We start from the raw sequence: 21,290 nt of genomic DNA on the forward strand, positions 1-21,290 counted from the left end.
AGCGGGCATCAGTTCCAGAAACCTTCCTGCACCACCCCGCGCCGGACCTGATCCGGCGCCTCCACCTGCAGTTCGGTGCCCGCGTCCCAATGGGTCATCCGCACCATGCCGATGGCCACGTTGGTGTCGAAATCCGGGCTCCAGGCGGCGGAACTCACCCGCCCCACGCGTTTTCCATTCGCCGTCACCGGCCACCACCGATCGCAGCCCGGCACTTTCGGCCCGTCGATGGCAATCGCGCAGATCTGCTGCACCGGGCCTTCCTTGGCCACCCGCAACAGCGCATCGCGTCCGATACAGCCGATGGCGCTCTGCGTGTTGCAGAACCGGCCCAGCCCGCATTCATGCGGCGTGTTGTCGTCGGTCATGTCGTTGCCATAGCTCAGCAGCCCGCTCTCGACCCGCTCGATCAGGTTCGGACAGCCGGCATGCACATCCAGGTCCCGCCCCGCCTCCATCAAAGCGTTCCACAACGGCATTCCGATATCCGCGCCCTCGACATAGATCTCGAAACCGCCCTGCTTGGAATAGCCCGACCGCGCGATCACCATGTCCCGCCCCTGGAAATCGAACACGCCGAAGCGGAAGAACCGGACATCGCGCACCCCGTCGCCAAAGACCCGCGCCATCAGCTCTTCGGCCTTCGGCCCCTGCACCGCCAGGGGCGACACGTCCGGCTCGTCCACCAGCACGTCCAGCCGCCAGCCATGCGCCGTGGCCTTCACCCAGTAGAGCAGGTCACTGTCGGCAATCGAAATCCACCAGCGATCCTCCGACAGCTTCACCGACACCGGGTCGTTCAGCATGCCCCCGGTCTCGTCCACGATCGGCACGTAGTAACACTGCCCCGCCGTCATCCCCCGCAGGTCGCGCGGCGTCAGCATCTGCATCAGCCGGCCCGCGTCGGGCCCGCGCAGCTCCACCTGCCGCTCACAGGCCACGTCCCAGACCTGAACCGCTTCCTTCAGGTGGCGGTAGTCTTCCTCGACCGACCGAAAGACCGTCGGCAACAACATGTGGTTGTAAACCGTGTAGCCTTTCACCCCGGCGGCCTCGACACCGTCGGAAAAAGGCGTGCGCCGCAACCGGCGCGACAGGGAAATCATCGGCATCAGGCAGATCCCTTCAGGTTGCTCTTGCAGATCACCGGCGCATCGCCGGTGGCGGAATAGGCCGCGACCCCGCAGGCGGCACAGCGATACTCGACGAACCGGCCGTTGCTGTTGCCGGTCTCGCTCCACTGGCACGCCCGCCTCGCGGGCCGTTTCCCCGGCCCCGCCATGCGGCCGCCCGCGCGACCGCGCCCGAGGCTCCATGCGACAGCCGCGATCACCACCAGCGCCAGGACAAAGGCCAGCATCGGCTCAGCCCTCCCCGGGCATCAGGAACATGTCGCTCACCGGCGCCTCCAGCCCCGCGGCGGTCATCATTGCGTGGACCTGCCCCCGGTGATGGGTCTGGTGGTTGAACATGTGCGTGACGCACAAGGCCCTGGGCGAGACGATGTCGCGCTGCGCCGTGCCGGAATACCAGTGCAGGTCGCCGGTCAGGTCCGTCGCCCGCAGCGAATTGGCCCAATGGCCGATCTTGCCGTCCACGTGATAGCGCGCCGCGCTCCACGCCCCCAGCGTCGGGTGCATCTCCGCGCTCTTCGTCACGCCGACCCCGGGCGCCTCGACCGACGGATCGAACCGCGCCATCCACATCAGGTCGCCCCACAGCAGGTGATTGAGCGTGCCGAGGATCGAGCCGAAGAACGCGCCGCGATCCTCGGTCAGCACCTCCAGCGACTGGCCGTCCAGCGCCTCGGTCAGCTGCCGGTTCTGCCATGCGTTGTACCGCGCCATCACGCGGCAATACTCGGGTGTGATCATGCTCGGCGTCCCTATTTCGGCCCTTTCCAGTCGATCGGACAGACCTCCGCCGACATGCCTCCGAAATCCCAGACCCGGCCATAATCGCGCACCCGGCTCTTCAAGCCCTTCGCGGCGATGATGTCCGGCCCCATCCAGTATTTCGAGTTCGTCACCATCACCGGATGATCGGGGCTCGCGCCGTCCAGCATCTCGATCTCGCCCTGGATCTTGCGCCCGATGTAAAGCCCGCGCTTCTTGCCGTCGCGCACGATCTCGACCTTCTCGCGCTCCGCCCCGATGATTTCGCTCACCAGCATGGTGAAGAGACCCGTCGTGCCCCCCGCCGCCCCGCTGAAGATCTGCAGGATCCCGTTATAGGCGCGGCCAGAGGCGCGCTCATCCACATAGGCCGCGACCTTCCAGTTGCCCTCGCCCATGCGCCCGGGGATGTCGACCAGCAGGCCCACGTTCAGGCCAGACAGGTCCTCGCCCTCGTAATGCCCCTCGTCGATGGCGATCGCCATCCACGCGTGGCAATGCCCTTCGGTGGGCGGATGCGCCCCCAGGCTCACCACGCAGGGACAGAACACGGTGCAGGAACAGTTGAGGAACAGCTCGCCCTTGATCGCCCATTCCGTCGGCGTCATCTTGCGCCGCTTGGGGTTGGCCATCCGGTTGTCGATCCGCTGCGACACCGGCAGCTTGTCGGCGTCCTTCCGGCGTGTCAAAGCCATGCTCTATCCTCCCGTTACCAGCGGCGCGGCCAGAACCGCCACCCCGCCCGCGATCAGCGCCACACCCATCGGCCGGATCACCCGGTGCCCGATCTGCGGCAGTTTCTCCAATACCATGAAAAGCGTGGCCAGGCCCATCCAAAGCAGGCTCATCACCCCGCCCACGAAGCCCAGCGCCATGAAGCCCCAGCAGCAGCCCACGCAGAACGCGCCCAGCCCCAGCCCCATGCGCAACCCGCCGCCAAAGCCGGTGCGCCAGTGCCCCAGGAAATAGGTCATCGGGCTGTGACAGACCCCGTGACACAGCTCCTTGGCGCGGGTGAACTGGAACGCGCCCACGAGGATCAGCAGCCCGCCGGCAATCAAGGACGACTTCGCGATCCCCAGCATGTCGATCACCCCGCCATACAGCAGCGCGATCTGCACTCCCGCGATCACCGCCGCGAACCCGAGCCAGGCGATGGAATAGCCCGCCAGCACGCCCAGCCATCCGGCGGTCGTGCCATCGGCGCTGCGGATAAGGTCGTCGTAACAGCGCAGCGTCGGCACCATGGTCGGCAGCATCATCGCCGCCATCATGATCGCCCACATGGCAAAGAGCGGCCTGAACCTGTCCATCGCCATCATGTCCATGCCGCCCGACATCTCGCCGCTCATGCCACCCGGCATCCCACCGGACATGCCGCCCTCCGTCCCGGCGCCCATGCCCATCTCCATGCCGGGCTGCATCGCCCGCATCGTCTCGCCCATCGGCCCCGGCCGCCCGATCAGGTCCAGGTCCATCCCCGTTGCCATCAGGTACATCACCACCCACGCCGCCAGGATCGCCGCGAAAAACGCCAGCCAGGCCACCGAGCGCAGGGAAAGAGCCGACATGCAGAAGATCACCCTTGGTTCGAGTCACGTTTGCCCTTATGAATGTCAGACAATTAAAGGTCTGACAAATGAAAACCGCCGACCCCGCCCAGCCGCGCCAGGATCTCTCCGCCCAGATCGCCGAGGCGATCCGCGACGCCATCGTCGAGGGCCGGATGATCACCGGCGAACGCCTGCCCTCCGAGGCGGAGCTGTCCGAGCAATTCGGCGTCTCCCGCTCGACCGTGCGCGAGGCCCTCAAACGTCTGGCCGCGCAATCGCTCATACGCACCCAGCGCGGCGCGTTCGGCGGCGCCTTCGTCAACCGGCTCAGCTACCAGGGCGCCTACAGCCAGCACATCACCACCTCCACGCTGCTTCTGTCGATGAACGCCGTCAGCTTCGAGACCGCGTGCGAGGCCCGCTACACGCTCGAACGCGCTTGCGCCCCCATCGCCGCCCGGCGCCGCACCGACCACAGCCTCGCCACCATGCGCGCCGAGATCGCCCGCCAGTCGCAGGCGGGTCTCTCCGACGAGGCCTTCTGCGCCTCCGACGTCGCGCTCCACCGCGCCCTGGTCGACGCGGCCGACAACCCCGTGCTCAGCTACCAGCTTGCCGGCGCGGTCGAGGCGATGCAGCCCCTGATGAACATGATCACCTTCACCGCCCGCTCCCGCGGCGAAATCGTCGGCCTGCACAGCGCCCTCGCCGACGCGCTGGAACACCAGGACGCCCCCGCCGCCGACACCGCCCTGCACCGGCTCGAGGCCTATACCCTCACCCTGGGCCGCGACGTGATGGCCACCCGCGCCCGCAAAAGCACCTGACGCCACGCCGGCCCAACTCTTCCTCTGGCCCCAAATATCCCCGCCGGAGGCTCCGACGCACGCCCCCAGCGCAACGACCGGGTCACAGCGTCACGCCACCCCCCGCCCCGAGGCGGCGGCCAAGGGCCGACGCCGAGACAGGAAAGCGTGCGCGCCCCGCGCGCACTCCGCTAGTCCAAGCTGCGCGCCTCGTCGATCAGCAGGATCGGGATCCCCGACCGGATCGGAAAGGCCAGCCCCGCGTTGCGGCTGATCAGCTCATGCGCCTCCGCATCGTATTCCAGCACCGAATGGGTCTGCGGGCAGATCAGGGCCTCCAGCATGTGCCGGTCGAACTCCGGCGCCGTGGGGTCGGTCTCACTCATTGCATCACGTCCTTGTCGTCGCCGGCGCGCAGATCGTACTCGATCAGCGTCACCAATGTCTCGCGCCGCGTCGACAGGCTCGGCGCCTCCAGCAGCGCCTGCTTGTCCTCCGGCTCGAACCCCAGGAGCATCGACAGCGAATTGATCAGCAACTCGTCCTCGGCCTCCTTCAGCGTCTCCCAGTCGGTCGAGAGTTCGCGCGCCTCGAAATAGCGCGACAGAAGATCCATGAAGGGCTTGCGCTTGAACCCCGGGTCACTGTCGCTGGGCTCCAGGTCCTGCTCGAACCCCTCCCAGCTGACCTGCGCCCGGCGATAGGGCGTGAACCCTTCCACCTCCGAGGTCACGCGGTACCGCGACACGCCCGACAGCGTGATCATGTACCGCCCGTCCTCGGTCTCGGAAAACTGCGTGACGCGACCGGCACAGCCGATCCGGTGCAGCCCGTGCTCGCCCGCCCGCGCACCGGGGTCCGGCTGCACCATCCCGATCAGGCGATGCGGCGTCTTCAGCGCGTCCTCGAGCATCGCCAGGTAGCGCGGCTCGAACAGGTGCAACGGCAGCCGCGAGCGCGGCAAAAGCAGCGCCCCCGGCAATGGAAAGACCGGGATTATCTCCGGCAGATCACCCTGTAATATCATGTCCGGGGACGTAGCCCGTGCCGTCCGTCAGGCAAATATCATCGAGCTCAGTTTGCGACGTCCCGCCTGCGCCACCGGATCGCCCGGTTTCAGCGCGTCGAAAATGGTGAAAAGCTGCGTCTTCGCCGCCGCGTCATTCCACTCGCGGTCGCGCCGAAAGAGCTCCAGCAGTTCATCCACCGCACCTTGCGTCTGGCCCGAGGCGTGCAGCGCCTGCGCCAGGTCGAACCGCGCCTGGTGGTCGTCCGGGTCAGCCTCCACCTTGTCGCGCAATTCGCTCACCGGCCCCGCATCGGCGGCCTGCCGCGCCAGCGCCAGCTGCGCCGCCGCTGCTTCCAGCTCCGGCGCCTTGGAGATCTCCGCCGGCGCGCCGTTCAGGATCGCTTCCGCCTGCTCCAGGTCGTCCATCGCGATATGGCTCGACACCAGGCCGGCATAGGCGGCGGCGTTCTTGTCGTCCTCCTGCAGGATCGCGGCAAAGGTCTGGGCGGCATCCGTCGCCGCCCCCTGCTCCAGCATCTCCTGCGCCGCCGCGATGGCCTCTTCCAGCCCCGAGTCGCCGGCTTGGCCGCCCGCGGCCTCGATCACGCGGTTCACGAAGGCGTCGATCTCCGATCCCGGCACCGCGCCCTGGAACCCGTCGATCGGCTGGCCTTGCCAGAAGGCATAGACCATCGGGATCGACTGCACCCGCAACTGCTGCGCGATCATCTGGTTCTCGTCCACGTTGACCTTGGCCATCTTCACCGCGCCGTTCGCCTTGGTGACGGCCGCCTCCAGCTGCGGGCCCAGCGTCTTGCACGGGCCGCACCACGGCGCCCAGAAATCGACGATCACCGGAACGGTCTGCGAGGCCTCGACGACCTCGGTCATGAAGTTCGCCTCCGAGACGTCCTTGATCAGGTCGGTCTGGGGTTGGCTCTGGCCACCAAGTTCAAGCATCGTATCCTCCGCATCGCGTGGGCATGTCATTTGCCGTCTAAATGGCCCACGCGGCCCCGTGTTGCAAGGGGCGGCGCAGCCGCCGTCCTTGCCGCACCGCGCGGTGACGTCACGAACCGGGCGCTGTGGTCGATCGAAAAAAACGCACCGTCGCGATACCACCCGGATACCGACGCGATACCGACGTCGTTTCCGGCGCCTTCGAATCGGTTAACGCGACTCCTTCGGCCAGCGGTGAACATTTCGACAGCCCGGCGGGCCACACACCCGTTCCCGGCCCGATACGGCACCAGAACCAGGCCCCGGGCCGCTCGCCCCGCACGGTCCCCCGGGGGATTCCCCCGCCGATCACCGCCGCACCGCCCGACAGGTCGGACACAAAACTATCCTGCGGAAACAGAAGGGTAGCGCGCCACGCAGCATCGGGCGCGACCGTCACCACCATCATCGCTCCGCCCGATCCCGCCTTGCCGCCGTCCAGTGCCAGCGCCCAGCGCCTGCCAGTCATGAACGCGCGCCATGCGCAGACGCCCGAGGCCCTTCCAAAGGCCGCAATCTGCGGCCCGGCCACTCGCGTTAACGATTTCCCGGTTTCGCGAATCGCCAGACACCGTCTGTCGGAAGAAACGGATCGCCCCGGCCCCCGCGCCTGCCCGCGAAACGGCCGCCACGGGCTCGACGAAAAGCGCACACCACCCGGCCCCGACATCCGACCGCGCACCGCCTCGGAATGGCGCGTCAACCCGACCAGCGCGGTACGTCGTCCATCACGCAGGCGGGCAGACCCGCCCGGGACCCCGAGGTCCCACATCCGTGATCCCGTGCCGCGTCAAAGGTCGAACGTCGCGAAGACAGGCGCATGGTCCGATGGCTTTTCCCAGCCACGCGCGGCCCTGAGAATGCGGCTGGAATGCGCTGCGGACTTGAGGTCGTCACTGGCCCAGACATGATCCAGGCGCCGGCCCTTGTCGGCCGCGTCCCAATCCTTGGCCCGGTACGACCACCAGCTGTAAAGCTGCCCTTCGGGAATGTCCGCGCGGGTGACGTCGGTCCAGTTTCCGGCCTCCTGCGCGTTGTTCAGGTGCTCCACCTCGACCGGCGTGTGGCTCACCACCTTCAGCAGTTGCTTGTGGCTCCAGACATCGTCCTCGCGCGGGGCAATGTTGAGGTCGCCCACGAGGATGGATTTCTGCGGCCGGTCCTCGCGGAACCAGTCGCGCATCTCGGTCAGGTAATCGAGCTTCTGCCCGAACTTCAGGTTCACCTCGCGGTCCGGCACATCGCCGCCCGCGGGCACATAGAAGTTGTGAATCACCACGCCGTTCTCAAGCTCCCCGGCCACATGACGCGCATGGCCCAGCGCCGCGAAATCGCGCTCGCCCACATCGCGGATGGGCAGCTTCGACAGGATCGCCACACCGTTATAGCCCTTCTGCCCGCGCGCGATCACGTAGGGATAGCCCAGCGCCGCGAACCCCTCCAGCGGGATCTTCTCGACCGGCGACTTGCACTCCTGAAGGCACAGGATATCCGGCGCCTCCTCCTGCAACAGTTTCAGGACAATGGGTTCGCGCAGGCGGACCGAGTTGATGTTCCAGGTAGCAAGGGTGAAGGGCATGGGACTCCTGTCGGTTCGGCGTTTCAGGTTCGCCGGGATATAAAACCCAGCGTCCCTCGCAGCACAAGCAGGAAGGCATCGGGCGTTGTGGTGCCGAACGCTCGTGAAGGCGCAGCAAGAGCCAACACCGCCCCGCCCTCAACTCTGGATCGACCGATACCGGCCGCCTGCCCGAGGAAGCAAAAAAAAGACCCCGGCCAGGCCGGGGTCAGTCCAACAGGGAGGTGCATAGATTTAGACCCGTATGCGGCGGGTTGGGTATCACGTTACCGGGTCGAGCGCGACGCGCCCTTGACCCAGATCAAGACAGGAGACGATAGCCGCCTGACTCTGTCACCAGCAAACGCGCGTTGGAGGGATCTGGTTCAATTTTTTGACGCAGGCGATAGATATGCGTCTCCAGCGTGTGGGTCGTCACCCCGGCATTATAGCCCCAGACCTCGTGCAACAGCACGTCCCGCGCCACCACACCTTCGGGCGAACGATAGAGGAATTTCAGAATGTTGGTTTCCTTCTCCGTCAGCCGGATCTTGCGATCCTCCTCGGTGATCAGCATCTTCATCGCCGGCTTGAACGTGTAGGGTCCAAGCTGGAAAATCGCATCCTCGGACTGCTCGTGCTGGCGCAATTGCGCGCGGATCCGGGCCAGCAGAACGGGAAACTTGAACGGCTTGGTGATATAGTCATTCGCCCCGGCGTCGAGGCCGAGAATCGTGTCGGCATCCCCGTCATGGCCGGTCAGCATCATGATCGGCGCCTTGACGCCCTGCTTGCGCATCAGGCGGCAAAGCTCGCGTCCATCGGTATCGGGCAGGCCAACGTCGAGGATCACCAGGTCATGGAGTCCCTCCTTCGCATGCGCCATCGCCTCCGACCCGTTGCCGGCCTCGAGGACGTCGAAATCCTCGGTCATCACCAATTGCTCGCTCAGAGCTTCGCGCAGGTCCTCGTCGTCGTCCACAAGCAGAATTTTCTTCAGCTGAGCCATTTTCGTGTTCCTCGTTGCCTGTCAGCTACTTGTGCCGAAGCGCCGCATCGCACAAGAACTGTGACAGGCCAATCACGGGCTAGTTATGGCGAAGCGTGTTTTGTTTCATTCAGTTACAAAACGCTGTAGGTGAAAGCCTCGCCGTGATCTGACAGAAAAGAAAGGGCGCGTTATGCAGCTTGGCCCCGGCAAGACGGAATACCTGGCACGCGCCCGCGCGGACCTTCGCATGGGTGTGCCGGTGGTCCTGCGGGACGGTTCTGCACTGGCCATCGTCGCGGCGGCAGAGACCTGCGATGCGGACCGTCTGAAGGCGCTGCAAGCGACGGGGCTGGACCTGCATCTTGTCATCTCCTCGCGCCGCGCCGACACCTTGAAGGCCCGGGTTTATGATGGCGACCTCGCGCGCGTCAAAGTTCCGCACGACGCGCCGCTTTCCTGGGTGCAGGCCGTGGCCGATCCGGCCGACGATCTGCGCACACCGATGAAAGGGCCGCTGACCTCGGCCCGCGAGGGCAAGGCCGACACGCATCGCGCCGCGCTGCTGCTTGTAAAATCCGCCCGCCTTCTGCCCGCGGCACTGGTCATGAAACTCCCGGCCGAGGCGCTGGACCCTGCGTTGACCGTGCTGGAGGTGGCCGACATCACCGCGCATCTGAAAGAGGCCAGCCCCCTGCACAAGGTGGTCAGCGCCCGCCTGCCGCTGGAAGTGTCCGAGGCGGGTCGCCTGCATATCTGGCGCCCCGAAGATGGCGGCGAGGAACATTACGCCATAGAAATCGGCAGCCCGTCCCGCGGCGAGCCAGTGCTGTCGCGCCTGCATTCCGCCTGCTTTACCGGCGACATCTTGGGCAGCCTGAAATGCGATTGCGGACCTCAACTGCGCGCGGCCCTGGCGCAGATGGGCGCCGCGGGCGCGGGCGTACTGCTCTACCTCAACCAGGAAGGCCGCGGCATCGGCCTGGCGAACAAGATGCGGGCCTATGCGCTCCAGGACCAGGGCTTTGACACGGTCGAGGCTAATCACCGGCTGGGGTTCGAGGATGACGAGCGCGATTTCCGCATCGGCGCCGACATCCTGCGCAACATGGGGTTCGGCGCGGTGCGGCTGCTGACGAACAACCCCGCCAAGATCGACATGATGAAAAGCTGCGGCATCGACGTGGTGGAACGCGTGCCGCTCAAGGTGGGCGAAGGCACGCACAACCGCGCCTATCTTGCCACCAAGGCTGCGAAGTCAGGACACCTGCTTTGACCTAGTCCCGTGCGTCCGGGTCCGGCTGGCCGACGCCGCGAAAGACCGGCTTCAGCGGCACGATCCACGCGATGCCCAGCACGACGAAGACCACCAGCTCGGTCAGGATGCCCACGTCGTATTCTGCCCGCAGCCAGTCGGTCAGGTTGACCGCCACCACGATGTAAAGCGGGAGCGCGATCAGCAGGATCACCAGGGACCAGCGGCGGCGGGCTTTGTAACTCAGGGCCATGCGGTCCTCTTGCGGTCTGCCGGTTTCAGTCGGCGAAGGGATCGGTCACGAGGATCGTATCCTCCCGCTCTGGCGAGGTTGAGAGTAGAGCGACGGGGCACTGGATCAACTCCTCGACCCGGCGCACGTACTTGATCGCGTTGGCCGGCAGGTCGGCCCAGCTGCGCGCGCCTTCCGTGGTTTCGGACCAGCCCGGCATTTCCTCGTAAATCGGCTTGCAGCGCCACTGCTGGTCGGTCGCCGTGGGCAGGTAATCCAGCTGCTTGCCGTCCAACTCGTAGCCGACACAGATCTTCAGCGTGTCGAAGCCGTCCAGCACATCGAGCTTGGTCAGCGATATCCCGGTCACGCCCGAGGTGGCACAGGTCTGGCGCACAAGGGCCGCGTCGAACCAGCCGCAGCGCCGCTGGCGGCCCGTGACAGTGCCGAATTCGCGTCCGCGTTCGCCCAGCCTTTGCCCGTCCGCATCCTGCAATTCGCTCGGGAAAGGCCCCTCGCCCACGCGCGTCGTATAGGCTTTCACGATCCCCAGGACATAGTCGATGGCCCCCGGCCCCATACCGACGCCGGTGGCGGCCTGTCCGGCGATGACGTTGGAGGACGTCACGAACGGATAGGTGCCGAAATCAATATCCAGCAATGCGCCCTGTGCGCCCTCGAACAGAATACGCTTGCCCGCCTTGCGCTGGTCGTTCAGCACTTTCCAGACCGGCGCGGCATAGGGCAGCAACTCCTGCGCAATTTCTTTCAACTGCGCCACCAGCGCGTCGCGGTCCACGGGCTCGATGCCCAGCCCCTTGCGCAGAGGATCGTGGTGCTGCAACGCGCGGTCCACCCGCGCTTCAAGCGTGGCGTCGTCGGCCAGGTCCGCCACGCGGACCGAGCGGCGGCCGACCTTGTCCTCGTAAGCCGGCCCGATGCCACGCCCCGTGGTGCCGATCTTGGTGCCCTTGCTGGCCGCTTCTTCGCGCGCGCGGTCCAACTCGCCGTGGATCGGCAGGATCAGCGGCGTGTTCTCGGCGACCATCAGCGTCTCGGGGCTGATTTCGACGCCCTGCTCGCGGATCGACTCGATTTCCTTCAGCAGGTGCCACGGGTCCAGCACCACACCGTTGCCGATCACGCTCAGCTTGCCGCCGCGCACCACGCCCGACGGCAGCGCGTTCAGCTTGTAGACCTTGCCGTCGATGACCAGCGTGTGACCCGCGTTGTGCCCGCCCTGGAACCGCGCGATCACGTCCGCGCGCTCGCTCAGCCAGTCAACGATCTTGCCTTTACCCTCGTCACCCCACTGGGCGCCGACAACGACGACATTTGCCATGAAAACCTCTCAGGCGGTGTTTGAACCCCGCGCCCGTATACCCACACCGTCTCGCCTGCGAAACCGGAATTTCGCGCCCGGGCTGGACAGCCCGCGCCGGGCCGGGCACTTCTTGATCGAACGCAAGGCAGGAGAGCGCGAATGACCGGATTTATCGTGAGGTGGGCCCTGGCCTTTGTCCTGCTGGCCGCGACGTTCAACCCGACCCGGTACAATTTCATCGTCTGGGCGCAGAACAACTGGGATGCGCAGATGCCGCTGACCGTGCTCTTCGCGCTGCTGCTTCTCGTGGGCTACATCATCTACCTGCGCGCCACGCTGCGCTCGATCGGGGCATTCGGCATGGGGCTGATCCTGGCCATTGCCGCGGCGTTGGCATGGGTGCTCGTGGACTACGGTTTCCTCAACCTCGACAATCCGACGCAGAATCTGTGGCTGGGCCTTGTCGCGTTGTCGCTGGTTCTCGGGATCGGGCTCAGCTGGAGCCACGTGCGTCGTCGCGTGTCGGGCCAGTCCGACATGGACGACGTGGACGAGTAATCTTCAGTCCCCAAGATCCCCTCCCGCACAAGCGCAAGGCTGTGCAAACTGCGAAAACGGCGGGTTGCGGGGGACGCCCGAATTGCTTAGATACCGCCCATCCGAACCCGAGGGACCGCGTCTTATGGAAAATGTCATCCTGCTTGTTCACCTGCTGCTGGCGCTCGCGCTGATCGGTGTCGTGCTGTTGCAGCGCTCCGAAGGCGGCGGCCTTGGCATGGGCGGCGGCGGTGGCAACGTGAACACCGGGCGCTCGGCCACCACCGCGCTTGGCAAGCTGACCTGGATCCTGGGCCTGTCGATCTTTGCGACCACGCTGACGCTGACCGTGATCGCGGCGCAAAACTCCGGCGGCTCCTCGGTTCTGGACCGCATCACCGATGACCGTCCCGCGGCCGAGGAAAGCAACCCTGGTCTCGACAGCAGCGGCGACGGACTCCTGCCTCCATCGGCCGGCGATGACGCGCCATTGACACCTACCGCAGACTGACCCAGAAACACCACTAAGGCTTGCGGACGCGCACCCGCGCGTCACAGCATATTGCGCCTTTCATCCGAATCCTTTATGGCTCGAGTCCCGTGGTGATGCGGTGCTTAGGGCTTCGATTCGACCGCATTTAACTGGCGATAAACGCCGCAATCACGGGGGATTGCCAGCGCATGGCACGTTATATTTTCATCACCGGCGGCGTTGTTTCCTCTCTCGGCAAGGGTCTTGCCTCGGCGGCACTCGGCGCGCTGTTGCAGGCGCGCGGCTTTTCGGTGCGTCTGCGCAAGCTGGACCCCTACCTGAATGTCGATCCCGGCACGATGTCGCCGTTCGAGCATGGCGAGGTCTTCGTCACCGATGACGGCGCCGAAACCGACCTCGACCTGGGCCATTATGAACGCTTCACCGGCGTTCCCGCCCGGATGACGGATTCGGTCAGCTCGGGACGCATCTATTCCAACGTGCTGGAGCGGGAACGCCGCGGCGACTACCTCGGCAAGACCATCCAGGTGGTCCCCCACGTCACCAACGAAATCAAGGATTTCATCTCGATCGGCGATGACGAGGTCGATTTCATGCTGTGCGAGATCGGCGGCACGGTGGGCGACATCGAGGGCCTGCCCTTCTTCGAGGCGATCCGGCAGTTCAGCCACGACCGTCCGCGCGGGCAGTGCATCTTCATGCACCTGACACTCCTGCCCTATCTCGCCGCCAGCGGCGAGCTGAAGACCAAGCCGACCCAGCACAGCGTCAAGGAATTGCAATCCATCGGGATCGCGCCCGACATCCTCGTCTGCCGCTCGGAACAGCCGATCCCGGAAAAGGAACGCGAGAAGATCGCGCTCTTCTGCAACGTCCGGAAAGAGGCCGTCGTCGCCGCCTACGACCTAAATTCCATCTACGAGGCGCCGCTGGCCTATCACCACGAAGGGCTGGACCAGGCCGTGCTGGACGCCTTCGACATCTCGCCGGCGCCGCGTCCCGACCTGACCATCTGGAAAGACGTCGTGGATCGTATCCATAACGCCGACGGCGCGGTCAACATAGCCATCGTCGGCAAGTACACGCAGCTGGAAGATGCCTACAAGTCGATCAAGGAGGCGCTTACCCATGGCGGCATGGCCAACCGGGTGAAGGTCAATGTCGAATGGGTCGATGCCGAGGTGTTCGACCGCGAGGATGCCGCTCCGCATCTGGAAGGGTATCACGCGATCCTCGTGCCCGGCGGTTTTGGCGAGCGCGGTACGGAAGGAAAGATCAAGGCCGCGCAATTCGCCCGCGAACGCAAGATCCCCTACCTGGGCATCTGCCTGGGGATGCAGATGGCGGTGATCGAGGCCGCACGGAACAAGGCCGGGCTCAAGGATGCCGGATCGGAGGAATTCGATCACGAGGCTGGCAAGAAACGGTTCACGCCGGTCGTCTACCATCTCAAGGAATGGGTGCAGGGCAACGAGAAGGTCAAGCGCAAGGTGACCGACGACAAGGGCGGCACGATGCGACTGGGCGCCTATGATGCCGTGCTCAAGGACGGCTCGAAGGTGGCCGAGGTCTATGGCGGCACGGCCATCGACGAACGCCACCGCCACCGCTACGAGGTGGACATCGAGTATCGCAAGAAGCTCGAGGAATGCGGGCTGGTCTTTTCCGGCATGTCGCCCGATGGCCGCCTGCCCGAAATCGTGGAATGGAGCGATCACCCGTGGTTCATCGGCGTTCAGTTCCACCCCGAGCTGAAGTCCAAGCCGTTCAAGCCGCATCCTCTGTTCGCCGATTTCGTGCGTGCGGCGGTGGAGACATCGCGCCTCGTCTGAGGAATTTCTTCATTATTTCCGTACGAAACCGCGGTGGCGCATTTTTTCGACACCCGGTTTGAACCCTTTCACAGATCACGCCGACCCATGTCCGAGCCCCGGGATTGTCCCGGGCCGATAACTGACATGAGGTTCCATATGAAAACGATCTTTAAATCCCTGACCGCCGCCGCAGCACTGTCCTCGGCCATCGCGACCACCGCCGCCGCACAGGATGCCGAAAAGTGGCAAGGCTTCTACCTCGGTGGCCGCGTGAACATGCAAAATCTCGAGATCTCGGACGTGCCCTTCGGCATCAACCCCGAGATCAATGCCGGGGTCTTTGGCGGCTACAACCACGCCGTTGCCCCCAATTTCGTGATCGGCGCCGAACTGGGCTATGACAGCAAGCTCGACTACACGGTGATGGGCACGAGCCTGGATCTGGAAAACAACGTCAGCGTCCGCGGTCGCGGCGGCTATGCCTTCGGCAACTCGCTGCTCTACGGCTCGCTGGGCTATGGCTGGACCGATTGGGATGTCGCAGCGGCCGGGGTTTCGGGATCCGGCCAGGGCATGTCCTACGGTGTCGGCCTGGAGACGATGCTGACCGACAACATCACCACACGGTTCGAGTATACCCGGACAAGTTACGATTTCTCGGGGCCGGGCCTTGGCGGACGCGACGGTGACGTCGACGCCTTTACCGTCGGCGTGGCTTACAAGTTCTGATCGCGGGTCCAGAGAATGATCAGGGCGCCTTGCACCGGGCGCCCTGTTTCCGTTTTCCGACCTCGTGTCAGTAGCGCAGGTTGGTCAGATCGTCGTTCGGATCTTCCTGCGGCGGGTGAAACCGAAGCATCCTGCGGGAAACGCCGAGTTCCAGGACCGGGCTGAAAAGGTCGCGCAAGAGCGACCGGCGTTCGTGGTAGACGGCCGTTTCCGCCCTGGGATCCAGGCGCAGTTCATCATCCAGAAGCGTCGCGACGATCCGTTCGTCAAGAACGTAACGCCCCTGCCGGCCTTCCTGCCGATCCTCTGCCTGGGCATCCATCCAGCGCAGGATCCGGGCACGGTCCGAGACATCCTGATCCGGCCAGACAAGATAGAAGCCCGAGTTCAGTCTTAGACAGATCGTATCCAGCATCTGTGCCGCGCCGCAAAGCTCGTGTGGGACATCGCGCTTGGGCATGTAGTTGAATCGATGCGGCATCCCGTTCAGGAATACCGTCAACGCCGTACCGAGATCCATGAACTTCTGCGCCATGACCCACCCGAGAACCGGCCTCGGATCGCCCGACCAGTCGTGCTCCCGCGTGAACCGCCGGGCCTCCTCGGGCTTGCACTGGCGCAGCCAGGCCAGTTGGTCCTCCGGTGCGGCGGAACGAAGATCGACATTGGACTGTGCAGTGCTGAGCGACATGCCTGACAACTCGAAATCGGTTTTCCCTGGTCGGCCACTAGGTTGATCCGGAAATCCGCCGTTTGTTAGGAGCAAATGTGTCACGTTTCGGACCCATGCCGCGCCCCGGCGAGCATAGGCCGGTAAATCTGTTTTCTACGTCCCGGAGGCGCGTTAAACCTGATTGAAACTGACCTCTTCTGCGGAGTCGCCCGATGCAAAAAACCTCGCTTCTGCACCGATTGCTGCACGCGTTCGACGCGCCCGAGCCGCCACCCCTGCCCGCGCCCGACGAAAAGCTCGCGCTCGGGGCGCTGATGGTGCGCGTGGCGATGTCGGATCACAGCTACAAGTTCGCCGAGGTGCACCGGATCGACCTGCTGTTGCGCCGGCTTTACGGGTTGGGCCCAATCGAGGCCGCCAAGATGCGTGCAACCTCGGAACGGCTGGAACGCGAGGCGCCGGATACCGAGGCGTTTGGCGACATCCTGCGCAAGACGGTCAGCTTCGCCGCGCGCGTCGATGCGCTCGAAGCCCTGTGGGAGGTCGTGCTGTCCGACGGTGTCCGCCGCGAGGAAGAGCTGGACGTGCTGGAAGACGTGCGCCGGACGCTGGGCCTGTCGCCCGACGACAGCGACGCGGCCCGCGCCCGCGCGGAAACAGAACTGGGAGGCAGCCAATAGTCCCGGGCTGCACATTTCACGTTGGCGGCAGCGGGCAGGTTGCCTATATCCGGTTCATGTTTGCTGAATTCTTGAAAAAACTCACCGAATCGACGCCGGAAACCTTGCCGCACGAGGACGCGCGGCTGGCGCTGACCGCGCTCCTGGTCCGTATCGCCAAATCAGACGGCCATTTCGACACGGACGAGCGTCAACGCATCCTCGCCATCGCGCGGACGCGCTACCAGTTGTCCGAACCGGATGCGTCCGCCCTGCTGAACGAGGCCGAGCAGCTTGAGGGCGAGGCGCCCGACACTGTGCGCTTCACCCGCGCGATCAAGGACGCCGTGGCCTACGAGGACCGGGTGCGCGTCATCGAGGCCTTGTGGCAGGTGGCGCTCGCCGATGGCGAGCGCGACGCCAGCGAAGATGCCATCATCCGCATGGCGTCGAATTTCCTTGGCGTGACGGACATGGACAGCGCCCTGGCGCGGCAGCGCCAGGAAGAGGGATGATCGCCAGCCTGCCGATGTACGACCGTGACGAGCTTCGGTCCGACACCGACAGGCTGTGGCAGGCGATCCGTGACCGGCTGGGCTGCGGCCCCGACCATCTGACACGCGGCGGCGACGCCTGGGACGAATGGCAATCGCCCGACCTCTTGCTGTCGCAGACCTGCGGATACCCCTACCGGGCCCGCCTGCATGACAAGGTTGCGCTCGTCGGTACGCCGAATTACCGGCTGGAGGGGTGCGGCCCCGGCGAATACCGCTCGGTTTTCGTGGCACGCAAGACCGATGCCCGAACCGACCCCGCGGATTTCGCGACCGCGCGCTTTGCCTATAACGAGGCGATGTCGCAAAGCGGCTGGGCGGCGCCGGCCACTTGGGCCATGGCGCGCGGCTTTGCCTTTACCGACACCCTGCGGACCGGCAGCCACCAGGCCTCGGCGCGCGCGGTGGCCGAGGAGCGGGCGGATCTGGCGGCCCTGGATGCGCAAAGCTGGCGACTGATGCAGCGTTTCGACGATTTCGCGGCCCAACTGCACGTGATCACCGCAACCGACCCCACGCCCGCCCTGCCCTTCATCACCGCGCCGTCGCATGACGCGGACCGGATTTTCCGGGCCATCGAGGCCGCAATCGGGGCCCTGCCGCCCGACACACTCGACGCGCTTGACCTGCGCGGACTCGTGCGCCTTCCGCCCCAGGCCTACCTCGCGGTGCCGACCCCCGCACCGCCGCCTGCTTGACGCAACGGCACCCCCTCGCATTCGCCCAAAACGCGGGCAATACGGGCGAAACGGACGAAAAAACATCGTTTTGCAAGTTGCATTGGCCCAAAATTACTGCCCTAGTGTCCGGTAATACTGCCTGACTTGCACACCGGAACCTGCCTTTGCCTGACGAAACGCCCGTCATCGAGATCCGCAATCTGCACAAGGCCTATGGCAGCCTTGAGGTCATCAAGGGGGTGGACATCACTGCGCCCAAGGGCAGCGTGGTGTCCCTGATCGGATCTTCGGGGTCGGGCAAGTCGACCATCCTGCGTTGTGCCAACCTGCTCGAGGACAGCCAGCAGGGCGATATCCTGTTCAAGGGAGAGCCCGTGACCTGGAAAGGGGCCGGCCTGAACCGGCATCCCGCCGATGCAAAGCAGGTTCTGCGCATCCGCACGAACCTGTCGATGGTGTTCCAGCAGTTCAACCTGTGGGCGCACCTGAGCATCCTGCAAAACGTGATGGAAGCGCCGGTGACCGTGCTGGGCCGGGACCGCTCTGAGGTCGAGAAAGCGGCGCGCGGCTATCTCGAAAAGGTCGGCATCGGAGACAAGTGCGATGTTTATCCCGCGCAACTGTCGGGCGGCCAGCAACAGCGCGCCGCCATCGCGCGCGCGCTTTGCATGGAGCCCGAGGCGCTCTTGTTCGACGAACCCACCTCGGCGCTCGACCCCGAACTGGAACAGGAAGTCGTGCGCGTGATCAAGGACCTGGCCGCCGAGGGCCGGACCATGATGATCGTGACCCACGACATGAAGATGGCCCAGGACGTGTCGGATCACGTCATATTCCTGCACCAGGGCCTGATCGAAGAAGAAGGTGATCCGAAGACGCTCTTCGGGTCTCCCAAATCCGAGCGGCTGCGTCAGTTTCTAAGCTCGACGATGGCCGCCTGAACCGAAGAACCAAGCAAGGGAGACACTTATGAAAAAGCTAGTTCTTTCGACACTCGCCGTGGCGCTCGCCGGCGGCATGGCGATGGCCCAGGACAAGACGATCCGCCTGGGCACCGAGGGCGCCTATGCGCCGTGGAACTTCGTCAATGATGCCGGCGAGATCGACGGGTTCGAGCGCGAGCTGGGCGACGAGCTGTGCACGCGTGCCGAGCTGACCTGCGAATGGGTCAAGAACGACTGGGATTCGATCATCCCCAACCTGGTGGGCGGCAACTATGACGTCATCATCGCGGGCATGTCGATCACCGACGAACGCGATGAGGTCATCGACTTCACCCAGAACTACACGCCGCCCGATCCGTCGGCCTATGCCGCCATGTCGGAAGGCGTTGATGTTTCAGGCGGCGTGATCGCCGCGCAGACCGGCACGATCCAGGCCGGCTACATCGCGGAATCCGGCGCCACGCTGGTGGAATTCGCCACGCCCGAGGAAACCATCGCTGCCGTCAAGAACGGCGAGGCTGACGCGGTTCTGGCCGACAAGTCCTTCCTTGCGCCGATCGTGGCCGAGGACGCGGACATGATGTTCGTGGGCGAGGACGTACCGCTGGGCGGTGGCGTCGGCATGGGTGTCCGCGAATCCGACACCGAGCTGAAAGAAACGTTCAACGCCGCCATCCAGTCGATGAAGGACGATGGCAGCCTGAACGAACTGATCAAGAAATGGGAAGTCTCGTCGACTTTCGAATAAGCGGAAACAGCCGCGCCCCGGGCTTTCCGGGGCGCGCGCTTCGGGCCTGACGGGGACCCATGGCCAACACCACGCGCATCTTCACGCCAAGCGCCTCGCGCAGGCCATCGCCCTTGGGCCGGGCTGCGGGGGACCGCGATGTTTGAGTTCTGCACCGACCCTTCGGTCCTGGGCGATGTTCAGTGGCTGGCCTGCTACCTGACGACCGCCAAACACGCCAATCTCTATTTCGCCGTCGGCCTGGTGCTGGTCCTGCTGGCCATAACCGCACCGACCGCGCTGGCTTTCGGTTTCGCCGCCGCCACCGCCGCACGCTCGAAATTCCCGCCGCTGGCCTGGCTGGCGCATGGTTACATCAACCTGGTACGGGGCGTGCCCGATACGGCGTTTTTCCTCTTTTTCATCATCGCGCTCGACCAGGGCGTGGAGTGGGCCCGGCACAAGGTCAAATGCCCGGACTGGAGCGAACCCATCCGCCAGGGCAACGACTTCATCGTCTGCCAGTCGGCCAAGATGCCCCTGGGCGAAGCCGACCAGTGGGTCCACGAGATCTACGGCTTCTCCCTCGCAGTGCTGACCTTTGCGCTGGTCTTTGGCGCCTTTGCGGGCAACGTGCTTTACGGCGCCATGCGCAACGTACCGCGCGCGCAGATGGAGACCGCCGAGGCCTATGGCATGACCCGCCGCCAGAGTTTCTGGCGCATTCTGGTACCGCAAATGTGGATCTATGCCCTGCCCGGGCTCAGCAATGTCTGGATGGTTCTGACCAAGGCGACGCCGCTGCTGTTTCTTCTGGGTGTCGAGGATATCGTCTATTGGGCCCGGGAGCTGGCCGGGACGGCCCTGCCGAAGTTCACCGACTATCCCCACGGCGACTGGCGCATGTGGTATTTCCTGGCGCTGCTGGTCTTCTACCTTGGTCTGACGCGGGTGTCCGAGATCGTGCTCGACCGGCTGATGACAAAGCTGTCGCACGGGCAGGCCACCACGGGCGGCGAAGCGCTGCGCAAGGCGGCGGCGTGATGAGCTGCTGGCAGACCCTCCAGGATTACGGGCTGCGGTCCATCGGGCTGGGAGAACGCCTGTTGCCGCGCGAGGACTTCACGCTTTGCCAGCAAGTCACCCTGATCGGATCCGGCATGATCTGGAACATCTATTTCGGCGTTCTGGCGATCATTCTAGGCTTCGGCCTTGCGACGCTGGTGGCCGTGGGCAAGGCCTCGCCCAACCGGCTGCTGCAAAAGCCGTCGGCCTGGTTCATCTACATCTTCCGTGGCTCACCGCTCTTCATCCAGTTCTTCTTTGCCTACGCGGTCTTTCTGAACCTCAAGTCCGTTTATCCGGTCTTCGACGCGTTCACAGCCGCCTGGCTGGGCGCGCTGATCGTGCTTTTCCTCAACACGGCCGCCTATTCGGGCGAAATCTTCTACGGTGCCCTGCGCTCGATCCCCAAGGGCGAGGTCGAGGCGGCCGATGCCTATGGGTTTTCCGGCTTTACCCGGTTCCGGCGGATCATCTGGCCCACCATGCTGCGGCTGGCCTGGCCCGCCTATACCAACGAGGCGATCTTTCTCTTCCATGCCACGACGCTGGTCTTTTTCTCGGCCTTCCCGGCGTGGCAGCAACGCGGCGACGCGCTTTACTATGCGAACTACTTTGCCGACAAGACCTTCAACCCGTTCGTGCCCTACCCGATACTCGCGGGCTATTTCATCCTGCTGACGCTGGTGGTGATCTCGATCTTCGGACTGGTAAACCGGCGGCTGAACCGTCACCTGCCGCAGGAACGCCGCGCCCGGATGCGCTTTCGTCCGAACCTGATCCGCTAGGCGTTCCGACG

Annotated in this window: 27 protein-coding genes; 13 read left to right on the forward strand and 14 right to left on the reverse strand. The window is 64.9% G+C overall.

Annotation, left to right across the window (positions count from 1 at the left end; genetic code table 11):
* Positions 1 to 8: 8 nt before the first annotated feature.
* The 5 genes from KUV49_RS15130 to KUV49_RS15150 are packed head-to-tail and all read right to left on the reverse strand — an operon-like array spanning position 9 to position 3,466.
* Positions 9 to 1,112 (reverse strand): dimethylsulfoniopropionate demethylase, encoded by a 1,104-nt coding sequence (locus KUV49_RS15130; RefSeq protein ID WP_222450665.1) that lies wholly within the window; start codon positions 1,110 to 1,112, stop codon positions 9 to 11.
* Positions 1,112 to 1,360 (reverse strand): hypothetical protein, encoded by a 249-nt coding sequence (locus tag KUV49_RS15135; RefSeq protein WP_222450666.1) that lies wholly within the window; start codon positions 1,358 to 1,360, stop codon positions 1,112 to 1,114. Before KUV49_RS15135 ends, KUV49_RS15130 begins: the two co-directional genes overlap by 1 nt.
* A 4-nt stretch (positions 1,361 to 1,364) precedes the next feature.
* Complete coding sequence (locus KUV49_RS15140; RefSeq protein ID WP_222450667.1) at positions 1,365 to 1,874, reverse strand: DinB family protein; 510 nt, start codon at positions 1,872 to 1,874, stop codon at positions 1,365 to 1,367.
* A gap of 11 nt (positions 1,875 to 1,885) precedes the next feature.
* Positions 1,886 to 2,590 carry a DUF1326 domain-containing protein gene (locus KUV49_RS15145; protein ID WP_222450668.1) on the reverse strand — a complete coding sequence of 235 codons (705 nt, stop codon included), beginning with the start codon at positions 2,588 to 2,590 and terminating at the stop codon, positions 1,886 to 1,888.
* A gap of 3 nt (positions 2,591 to 2,593) precedes the next feature.
* Complete coding sequence (locus KUV49_RS15150; RefSeq protein ID WP_222450669.1) at positions 2,594 to 3,466, reverse strand: DUF2182 domain-containing protein; 873 nt, start codon at positions 3,464 to 3,466, stop codon at positions 2,594 to 2,596.
* Between the two features lie 68 nt (positions 3,467 to 3,534).
* On the opposite strand from KUV49_RS15150, the gene KUV49_RS15155 reads away from it, so the two are divergent.
* A complete protein-coding gene (locus tag KUV49_RS15155; RefSeq protein ID WP_222450670.1) occupies positions 3,535 to 4,275 on the forward strand; it encodes a FadR/GntR family transcriptional regulator in 741 nt (246 codons plus the stop codon).
* A 170-nt stretch (positions 4,276 to 4,445) separates the two neighbouring features.
* Here the strand turns inward: KUV49_RS15155 and KUV49_RS15160 are convergent, their stop codons facing one another.
* The 6 genes from KUV49_RS15160 to KUV49_RS15185 all read right to left on the reverse strand — a co-directional run bounded on the left by KUV49_RS15160 (position 4,446) and on the right by KUV49_RS15185 (position 8,829).
* Positions 4,446 to 4,640 carry a Trm112 family protein gene (locus tag KUV49_RS15160; RefSeq protein ID WP_152492914.1) on the reverse strand — a complete coding sequence of 65 codons (195 nt, stop codon included), beginning with the start codon at positions 4,638 to 4,640 and terminating at the stop codon, positions 4,446 to 4,448.
* Entirely contained in the window at positions 4,637 to 5,281 is a 645-nt protein-coding gene (locus KUV49_RS15165; RefSeq protein WP_152492915.1) for an LON peptidase substrate-binding domain-containing protein, read from the reverse strand. The genes KUV49_RS15160 and KUV49_RS15165 overlap by 4 nt, the downstream gene beginning before the upstream one ends.
* A 27-nt stretch (positions 5,282 to 5,308) precedes the next feature.
* Entirely contained in the window at positions 5,309 to 6,223 is a 915-nt protein-coding gene (locus tag KUV49_RS15170) for a thioredoxin family protein (RefSeq protein ID WP_222450671.1), read from the reverse strand.
* A gap of 109 nt (positions 6,224 to 6,332) precedes the next feature.
* Positions 6,333 to 6,731: a hypothetical protein gene (locus KUV49_RS15175; RefSeq protein WP_222545610.1), complete on the reverse strand. Its 399-nt coding sequence runs from the start codon at positions 6,729 to 6,731 to the stop codon at positions 6,333 to 6,335.
* 321 nt (positions 6,732 to 7,052) lie between these two features.
* The gene (locus KUV49_RS15180; protein ID WP_222450673.1) at positions 7,053 to 7,841 is read right to left on the reverse strand and encodes an exodeoxyribonuclease III; all 789 of its coding nucleotides are present in this window, start codon (positions 7,839 to 7,841) and stop codon (positions 7,053 to 7,055) included.
* Between the two features lie 301 nt (positions 7,842 to 8,142).
* On the reverse strand, positions 8,143 to 8,829 hold the full coding sequence (locus KUV49_RS15185; RefSeq protein ID WP_222450674.1) for a response regulator transcription factor: 687 nt from the start codon (positions 8,827 to 8,829) through the stop codon (positions 8,143 to 8,145).
* Between the two features lie 172 nt (positions 8,830 to 9,001).
* On the opposite strand from KUV49_RS15185, the gene ribA reads away from it, so the two are divergent.
* Positions 9,002 to 10,084 carry a GTP cyclohydrolase II gene (gene ribA / locus KUV49_RS15190; RefSeq protein WP_222450675.1) on the forward strand — a complete coding sequence of 361 codons (1,083 nt, stop codon included), beginning with the start codon at positions 9,002 to 9,004 and terminating at the stop codon, positions 10,082 to 10,084.
* Position 10,085: 1 nt separating this feature from the next.
* On the opposite strand, the gene KUV49_RS15195 is transcribed toward ribA, so the two are convergent.
* Complete coding sequence (locus KUV49_RS15195) at positions 10,086 to 10,316, reverse strand: DUF2842 domain-containing protein (protein ID WP_152492920.1); 231 nt, start codon at positions 10,314 to 10,316, stop codon at positions 10,086 to 10,088.
* A 25-nt stretch (positions 10,317 to 10,341) separates the two neighbouring features.
* Complete coding sequence (locus KUV49_RS15200; RefSeq protein ID WP_222450676.1) at positions 10,342 to 11,637, reverse strand: adenylosuccinate synthase; 1,296 nt, start codon at positions 11,635 to 11,637, stop codon at positions 10,342 to 10,344.
* A gap of 141 nt (positions 11,638 to 11,778) precedes the next feature.
* On the opposite strand from KUV49_RS15200, the gene KUV49_RS15205 reads away from it, so the two are divergent.
* From KUV49_RS15205 to KUV49_RS15220, 4 genes are all read left to right on the forward strand, one after another.
* Entirely contained in the window at positions 11,779 to 12,177 is a 399-nt protein-coding gene (locus tag KUV49_RS15205) for a DUF6524 family protein (RefSeq protein ID WP_222450677.1), read from the forward strand.
* 124 nt (positions 12,178 to 12,301) lie between these two features.
* Positions 12,302 to 12,667 (forward strand): preprotein translocase subunit SecG, encoded by a 366-nt coding sequence (gene secG / locus KUV49_RS15210; protein ID WP_152492923.1) that lies wholly within the window; start codon positions 12,302 to 12,304, stop codon positions 12,665 to 12,667.
* A 170-nt stretch (positions 12,668 to 12,837) separates the two neighbouring features.
* A complete protein-coding gene (locus KUV49_RS15215; RefSeq protein ID WP_152492924.1) occupies positions 12,838 to 14,481 on the forward strand; it encodes a CTP synthase in 1,644 nt (547 codons plus the stop codon).
* A gap of 138 nt (positions 14,482 to 14,619) precedes the next feature.
* On the forward strand, positions 14,620 to 15,192 hold the full coding sequence (locus KUV49_RS15220) for an outer membrane protein (RefSeq protein WP_222450678.1): 573 nt from the start codon (positions 14,620 to 14,622) through the stop codon (positions 15,190 to 15,192).
* A 67-nt stretch (positions 15,193 to 15,259) separates the two neighbouring features.
* Here the strand turns inward: KUV49_RS15220 and KUV49_RS15225 are convergent, their stop codons facing one another.
* Positions 15,260 to 15,883 carry a hypothetical protein gene (locus tag KUV49_RS15225; protein WP_222450679.1) on the reverse strand — a complete coding sequence of 208 codons (624 nt, stop codon included), beginning with the start codon at positions 15,881 to 15,883 and terminating at the stop codon, positions 15,260 to 15,262.
* A gap of 194 nt (positions 15,884 to 16,077) precedes the next feature.
* Between KUV49_RS15225 and KUV49_RS15230 the strand changes: the two genes are divergently transcribed.
* From KUV49_RS15230 to KUV49_RS15260, 7 genes are all read left to right on the forward strand, one after another.
* Positions 16,078 to 16,545, forward strand: a complete 468-nt coding sequence (locus KUV49_RS15230; RefSeq protein ID WP_152492927.1) for a TerB family tellurite resistance protein — start codon at positions 16,078 to 16,080, stop codon at positions 16,543 to 16,545.
* Between the two features lie 56 nt (positions 16,546 to 16,601).
* Positions 16,602 to 17,039, forward strand: a complete 438-nt coding sequence (locus tag KUV49_RS15235; protein ID WP_222450680.1) for a TerB family tellurite resistance protein — start codon at positions 16,602 to 16,604, stop codon at positions 17,037 to 17,039.
* Positions 17,036 to 17,776: a phosphate/phosphite/phosphonate ABC transporter substrate-binding protein gene (locus KUV49_RS15240; protein ID WP_222450681.1), complete on the forward strand. Its 741-nt coding sequence runs from the start codon at positions 17,036 to 17,038 to the stop codon at positions 17,774 to 17,776. Before KUV49_RS15235 ends, KUV49_RS15240 begins: the two co-directional genes overlap by 4 nt.
* A gap of 146 nt (positions 17,777 to 17,922) precedes the next feature.
* Positions 17,923 to 18,699 carry an ABC transporter ATP-binding protein gene (locus tag KUV49_RS15245; protein WP_222450682.1) on the forward strand — a complete coding sequence of 259 codons (777 nt, stop codon included), beginning with the start codon at positions 17,923 to 17,925 and terminating at the stop codon, positions 18,697 to 18,699.
* 28 nt (positions 18,700 to 18,727) lie between these two features.
* Entirely contained in the window at positions 18,728 to 19,450 is a 723-nt protein-coding gene (locus tag KUV49_RS15250) for a transporter substrate-binding domain-containing protein (RefSeq protein WP_222450683.1), read from the forward strand.
* Between the two features lie 138 nt (positions 19,451 to 19,588).
* Complete coding sequence (locus KUV49_RS15255; RefSeq protein ID WP_222450684.1) at positions 19,589 to 20,473, forward strand: ABC transporter permease; 885 nt, start codon at positions 19,589 to 19,591, stop codon at positions 20,471 to 20,473.
* A complete protein-coding gene (locus tag KUV49_RS15260; protein ID WP_222450685.1) occupies positions 20,473 to 21,279 on the forward strand; it encodes an ABC transporter permease in 807 nt (268 codons plus the stop codon). The genes KUV49_RS15255 and KUV49_RS15260 overlap by 1 nt, the downstream gene beginning before the upstream one ends.
* The last annotated feature ends 11 nt before the right edge of the window (positions 21,280 to 21,290 follow it).

Origin of the sequence: Roseovarius atlanticus, assembly GCF_019802205.1 — a bacterium.
Taxonomy (GTDB): domain Bacteria; phylum Pseudomonadota; class Alphaproteobacteria; order Rhodobacterales; family Rhodobacteraceae; genus Roseovarius; species Roseovarius atlanticus_A.

Coding starts and splice junctions, on each gene's coding strand:
- KUV49_RS15230 (WP_152492927.1), top strand. CDS start 16,078: ATGCAAAAAACCTCGCTTCTGCACCGATTGCTGCACGCGTTCGACGCG.
- KUV49_RS15170 (WP_222450671.1), bottom strand. CDS start 6,223: ATGCTTGAACTTGGTGGCCAGAGCCAACCCCAGACCGACCTGATCAAG.
- KUV49_RS15160 (WP_152492914.1), bottom strand. CDS start 4,640: ATGAGTGAGACCGACCCCACGGCGCCGGAGTTCGACCGGCACATGCTG.
- KUV49_RS15150 (WP_222450669.1), bottom strand. CDS start 3,466: ATGTCGGCTCTTTCCCTGCGCTCGGTGGCCTGGCTGGCGTTTTTCGCG.
- KUV49_RS15145 (WP_222450668.1), bottom strand. CDS start 2,590: ATGGCTTTGACACGCCGGAAGGACGCCGACAAGCTGCCGGTGTCGCAG.
- KUV49_RS15255 (WP_222450684.1), top strand. CDS start 19,589: ATGTTTGAGTTCTGCACCGACCCTTCGGTCCTGGGCGATGTTCAGTGG.
- KUV49_RS15180 (WP_222450673.1), bottom strand. CDS start 7,841: ATGCCCTTCACCCTTGCTACCTGGAACATCAACTCGGTCCGCCTGCGC.
- KUV49_RS15205 (WP_222450677.1), top strand. CDS start 11,779: ATGACCGGATTTATCGTGAGGTGGGCCCTGGCCTTTGTCCTGCTGGCC.
- secG (WP_152492923.1), top strand. CDS start 12,302: ATGGAAAATGTCATCCTGCTTGTTCACCTGCTGCTGGCGCTCGCGCTG.
- KUV49_RS15260 (WP_222450685.1), top strand. CDS start 20,473: ATGAGCTGCTGGCAGACCCTCCAGGATTACGGGCTGCGGTCCATCGGG.
- KUV49_RS15215 (WP_152492924.1), top strand. CDS start 12,838: ATGGCACGTTATATTTTCATCACCGGCGGCGTTGTTTCCTCTCTCGGC.
- KUV49_RS15135 (WP_222450666.1), bottom strand. CDS start 1,360: ATGCTGGCCTTTGTCCTGGCGCTGGTGGTGATCGCGGCTGTCGCATGG.
- KUV49_RS15250 (WP_222450683.1), top strand. CDS start 18,728: ATGAAAAAGCTAGTTCTTTCGACACTCGCCGTGGCGCTCGCCGGCGGC.
- KUV49_RS15200 (WP_222450676.1), bottom strand. CDS start 11,637: ATGGCAAATGTCGTCGTTGTCGGCGCCCAGTGGGGTGACGAGGGTAAA.
- KUV49_RS15185 (WP_222450674.1), bottom strand. CDS start 8,829: ATGGCTCAGCTGAAGAAAATTCTGCTTGTGGACGACGACGAGGACCTG.
- KUV49_RS15225 (WP_222450679.1), bottom strand. CDS start 15,883: ATGTCGCTCAGCACTGCACAGTCCAATGTCGATCTTCGTTCCGCCGCA.
- KUV49_RS15140 (WP_222450667.1), bottom strand. CDS start 1,874: ATGATCACACCCGAGTATTGCCGCGTGATGGCGCGGTACAACGCATGG.
- KUV49_RS15175 (WP_222545610.1), bottom strand. CDS start 6,731: ATGACTGGCAGGCGCTGGGCGCTGGCACTGGACGGCGGCAAGGCGGGA.
- KUV49_RS15220 (WP_222450678.1), top strand. CDS start 14,620: ATGAAAACGATCTTTAAATCCCTGACCGCCGCCGCAGCACTGTCCTCG.
- ribA (WP_222450675.1), top strand. CDS start 9,002: ATGCAGCTTGGCCCCGGCAAGACGGAATACCTGGCACGCGCCCGCGCG.
- KUV49_RS15165 (WP_152492915.1), bottom strand. CDS start 5,281: ATGATATTACAGGGTGATCTGCCGGAGATAATCCCGGTCTTTCCATTG.
- KUV49_RS15240 (WP_222450681.1), top strand. CDS start 17,036: ATGATCGCCAGCCTGCCGATGTACGACCGTGACGAGCTTCGGTCCGAC.
- KUV49_RS15155 (WP_222450670.1), top strand. CDS start 3,535: ATGAAAACCGCCGACCCCGCCCAGCCGCGCCAGGATCTCTCCGCCCAG.
- KUV49_RS15195 (WP_152492920.1), bottom strand. CDS start 10,316: ATGGCCCTGAGTTACAAAGCCCGCCGCCGCTGGTCCCTGGTGATCCTG.
- KUV49_RS15235 (WP_222450680.1), top strand. CDS start 16,602: ATGTTTGCTGAATTCTTGAAAAAACTCACCGAATCGACGCCGGAAACC.
- KUV49_RS15130 (WP_222450665.1), bottom strand. CDS start 1,112: ATGCCGATGATTTCCCTGTCGCGCCGGTTGCGGCGCACGCCTTTTTCC.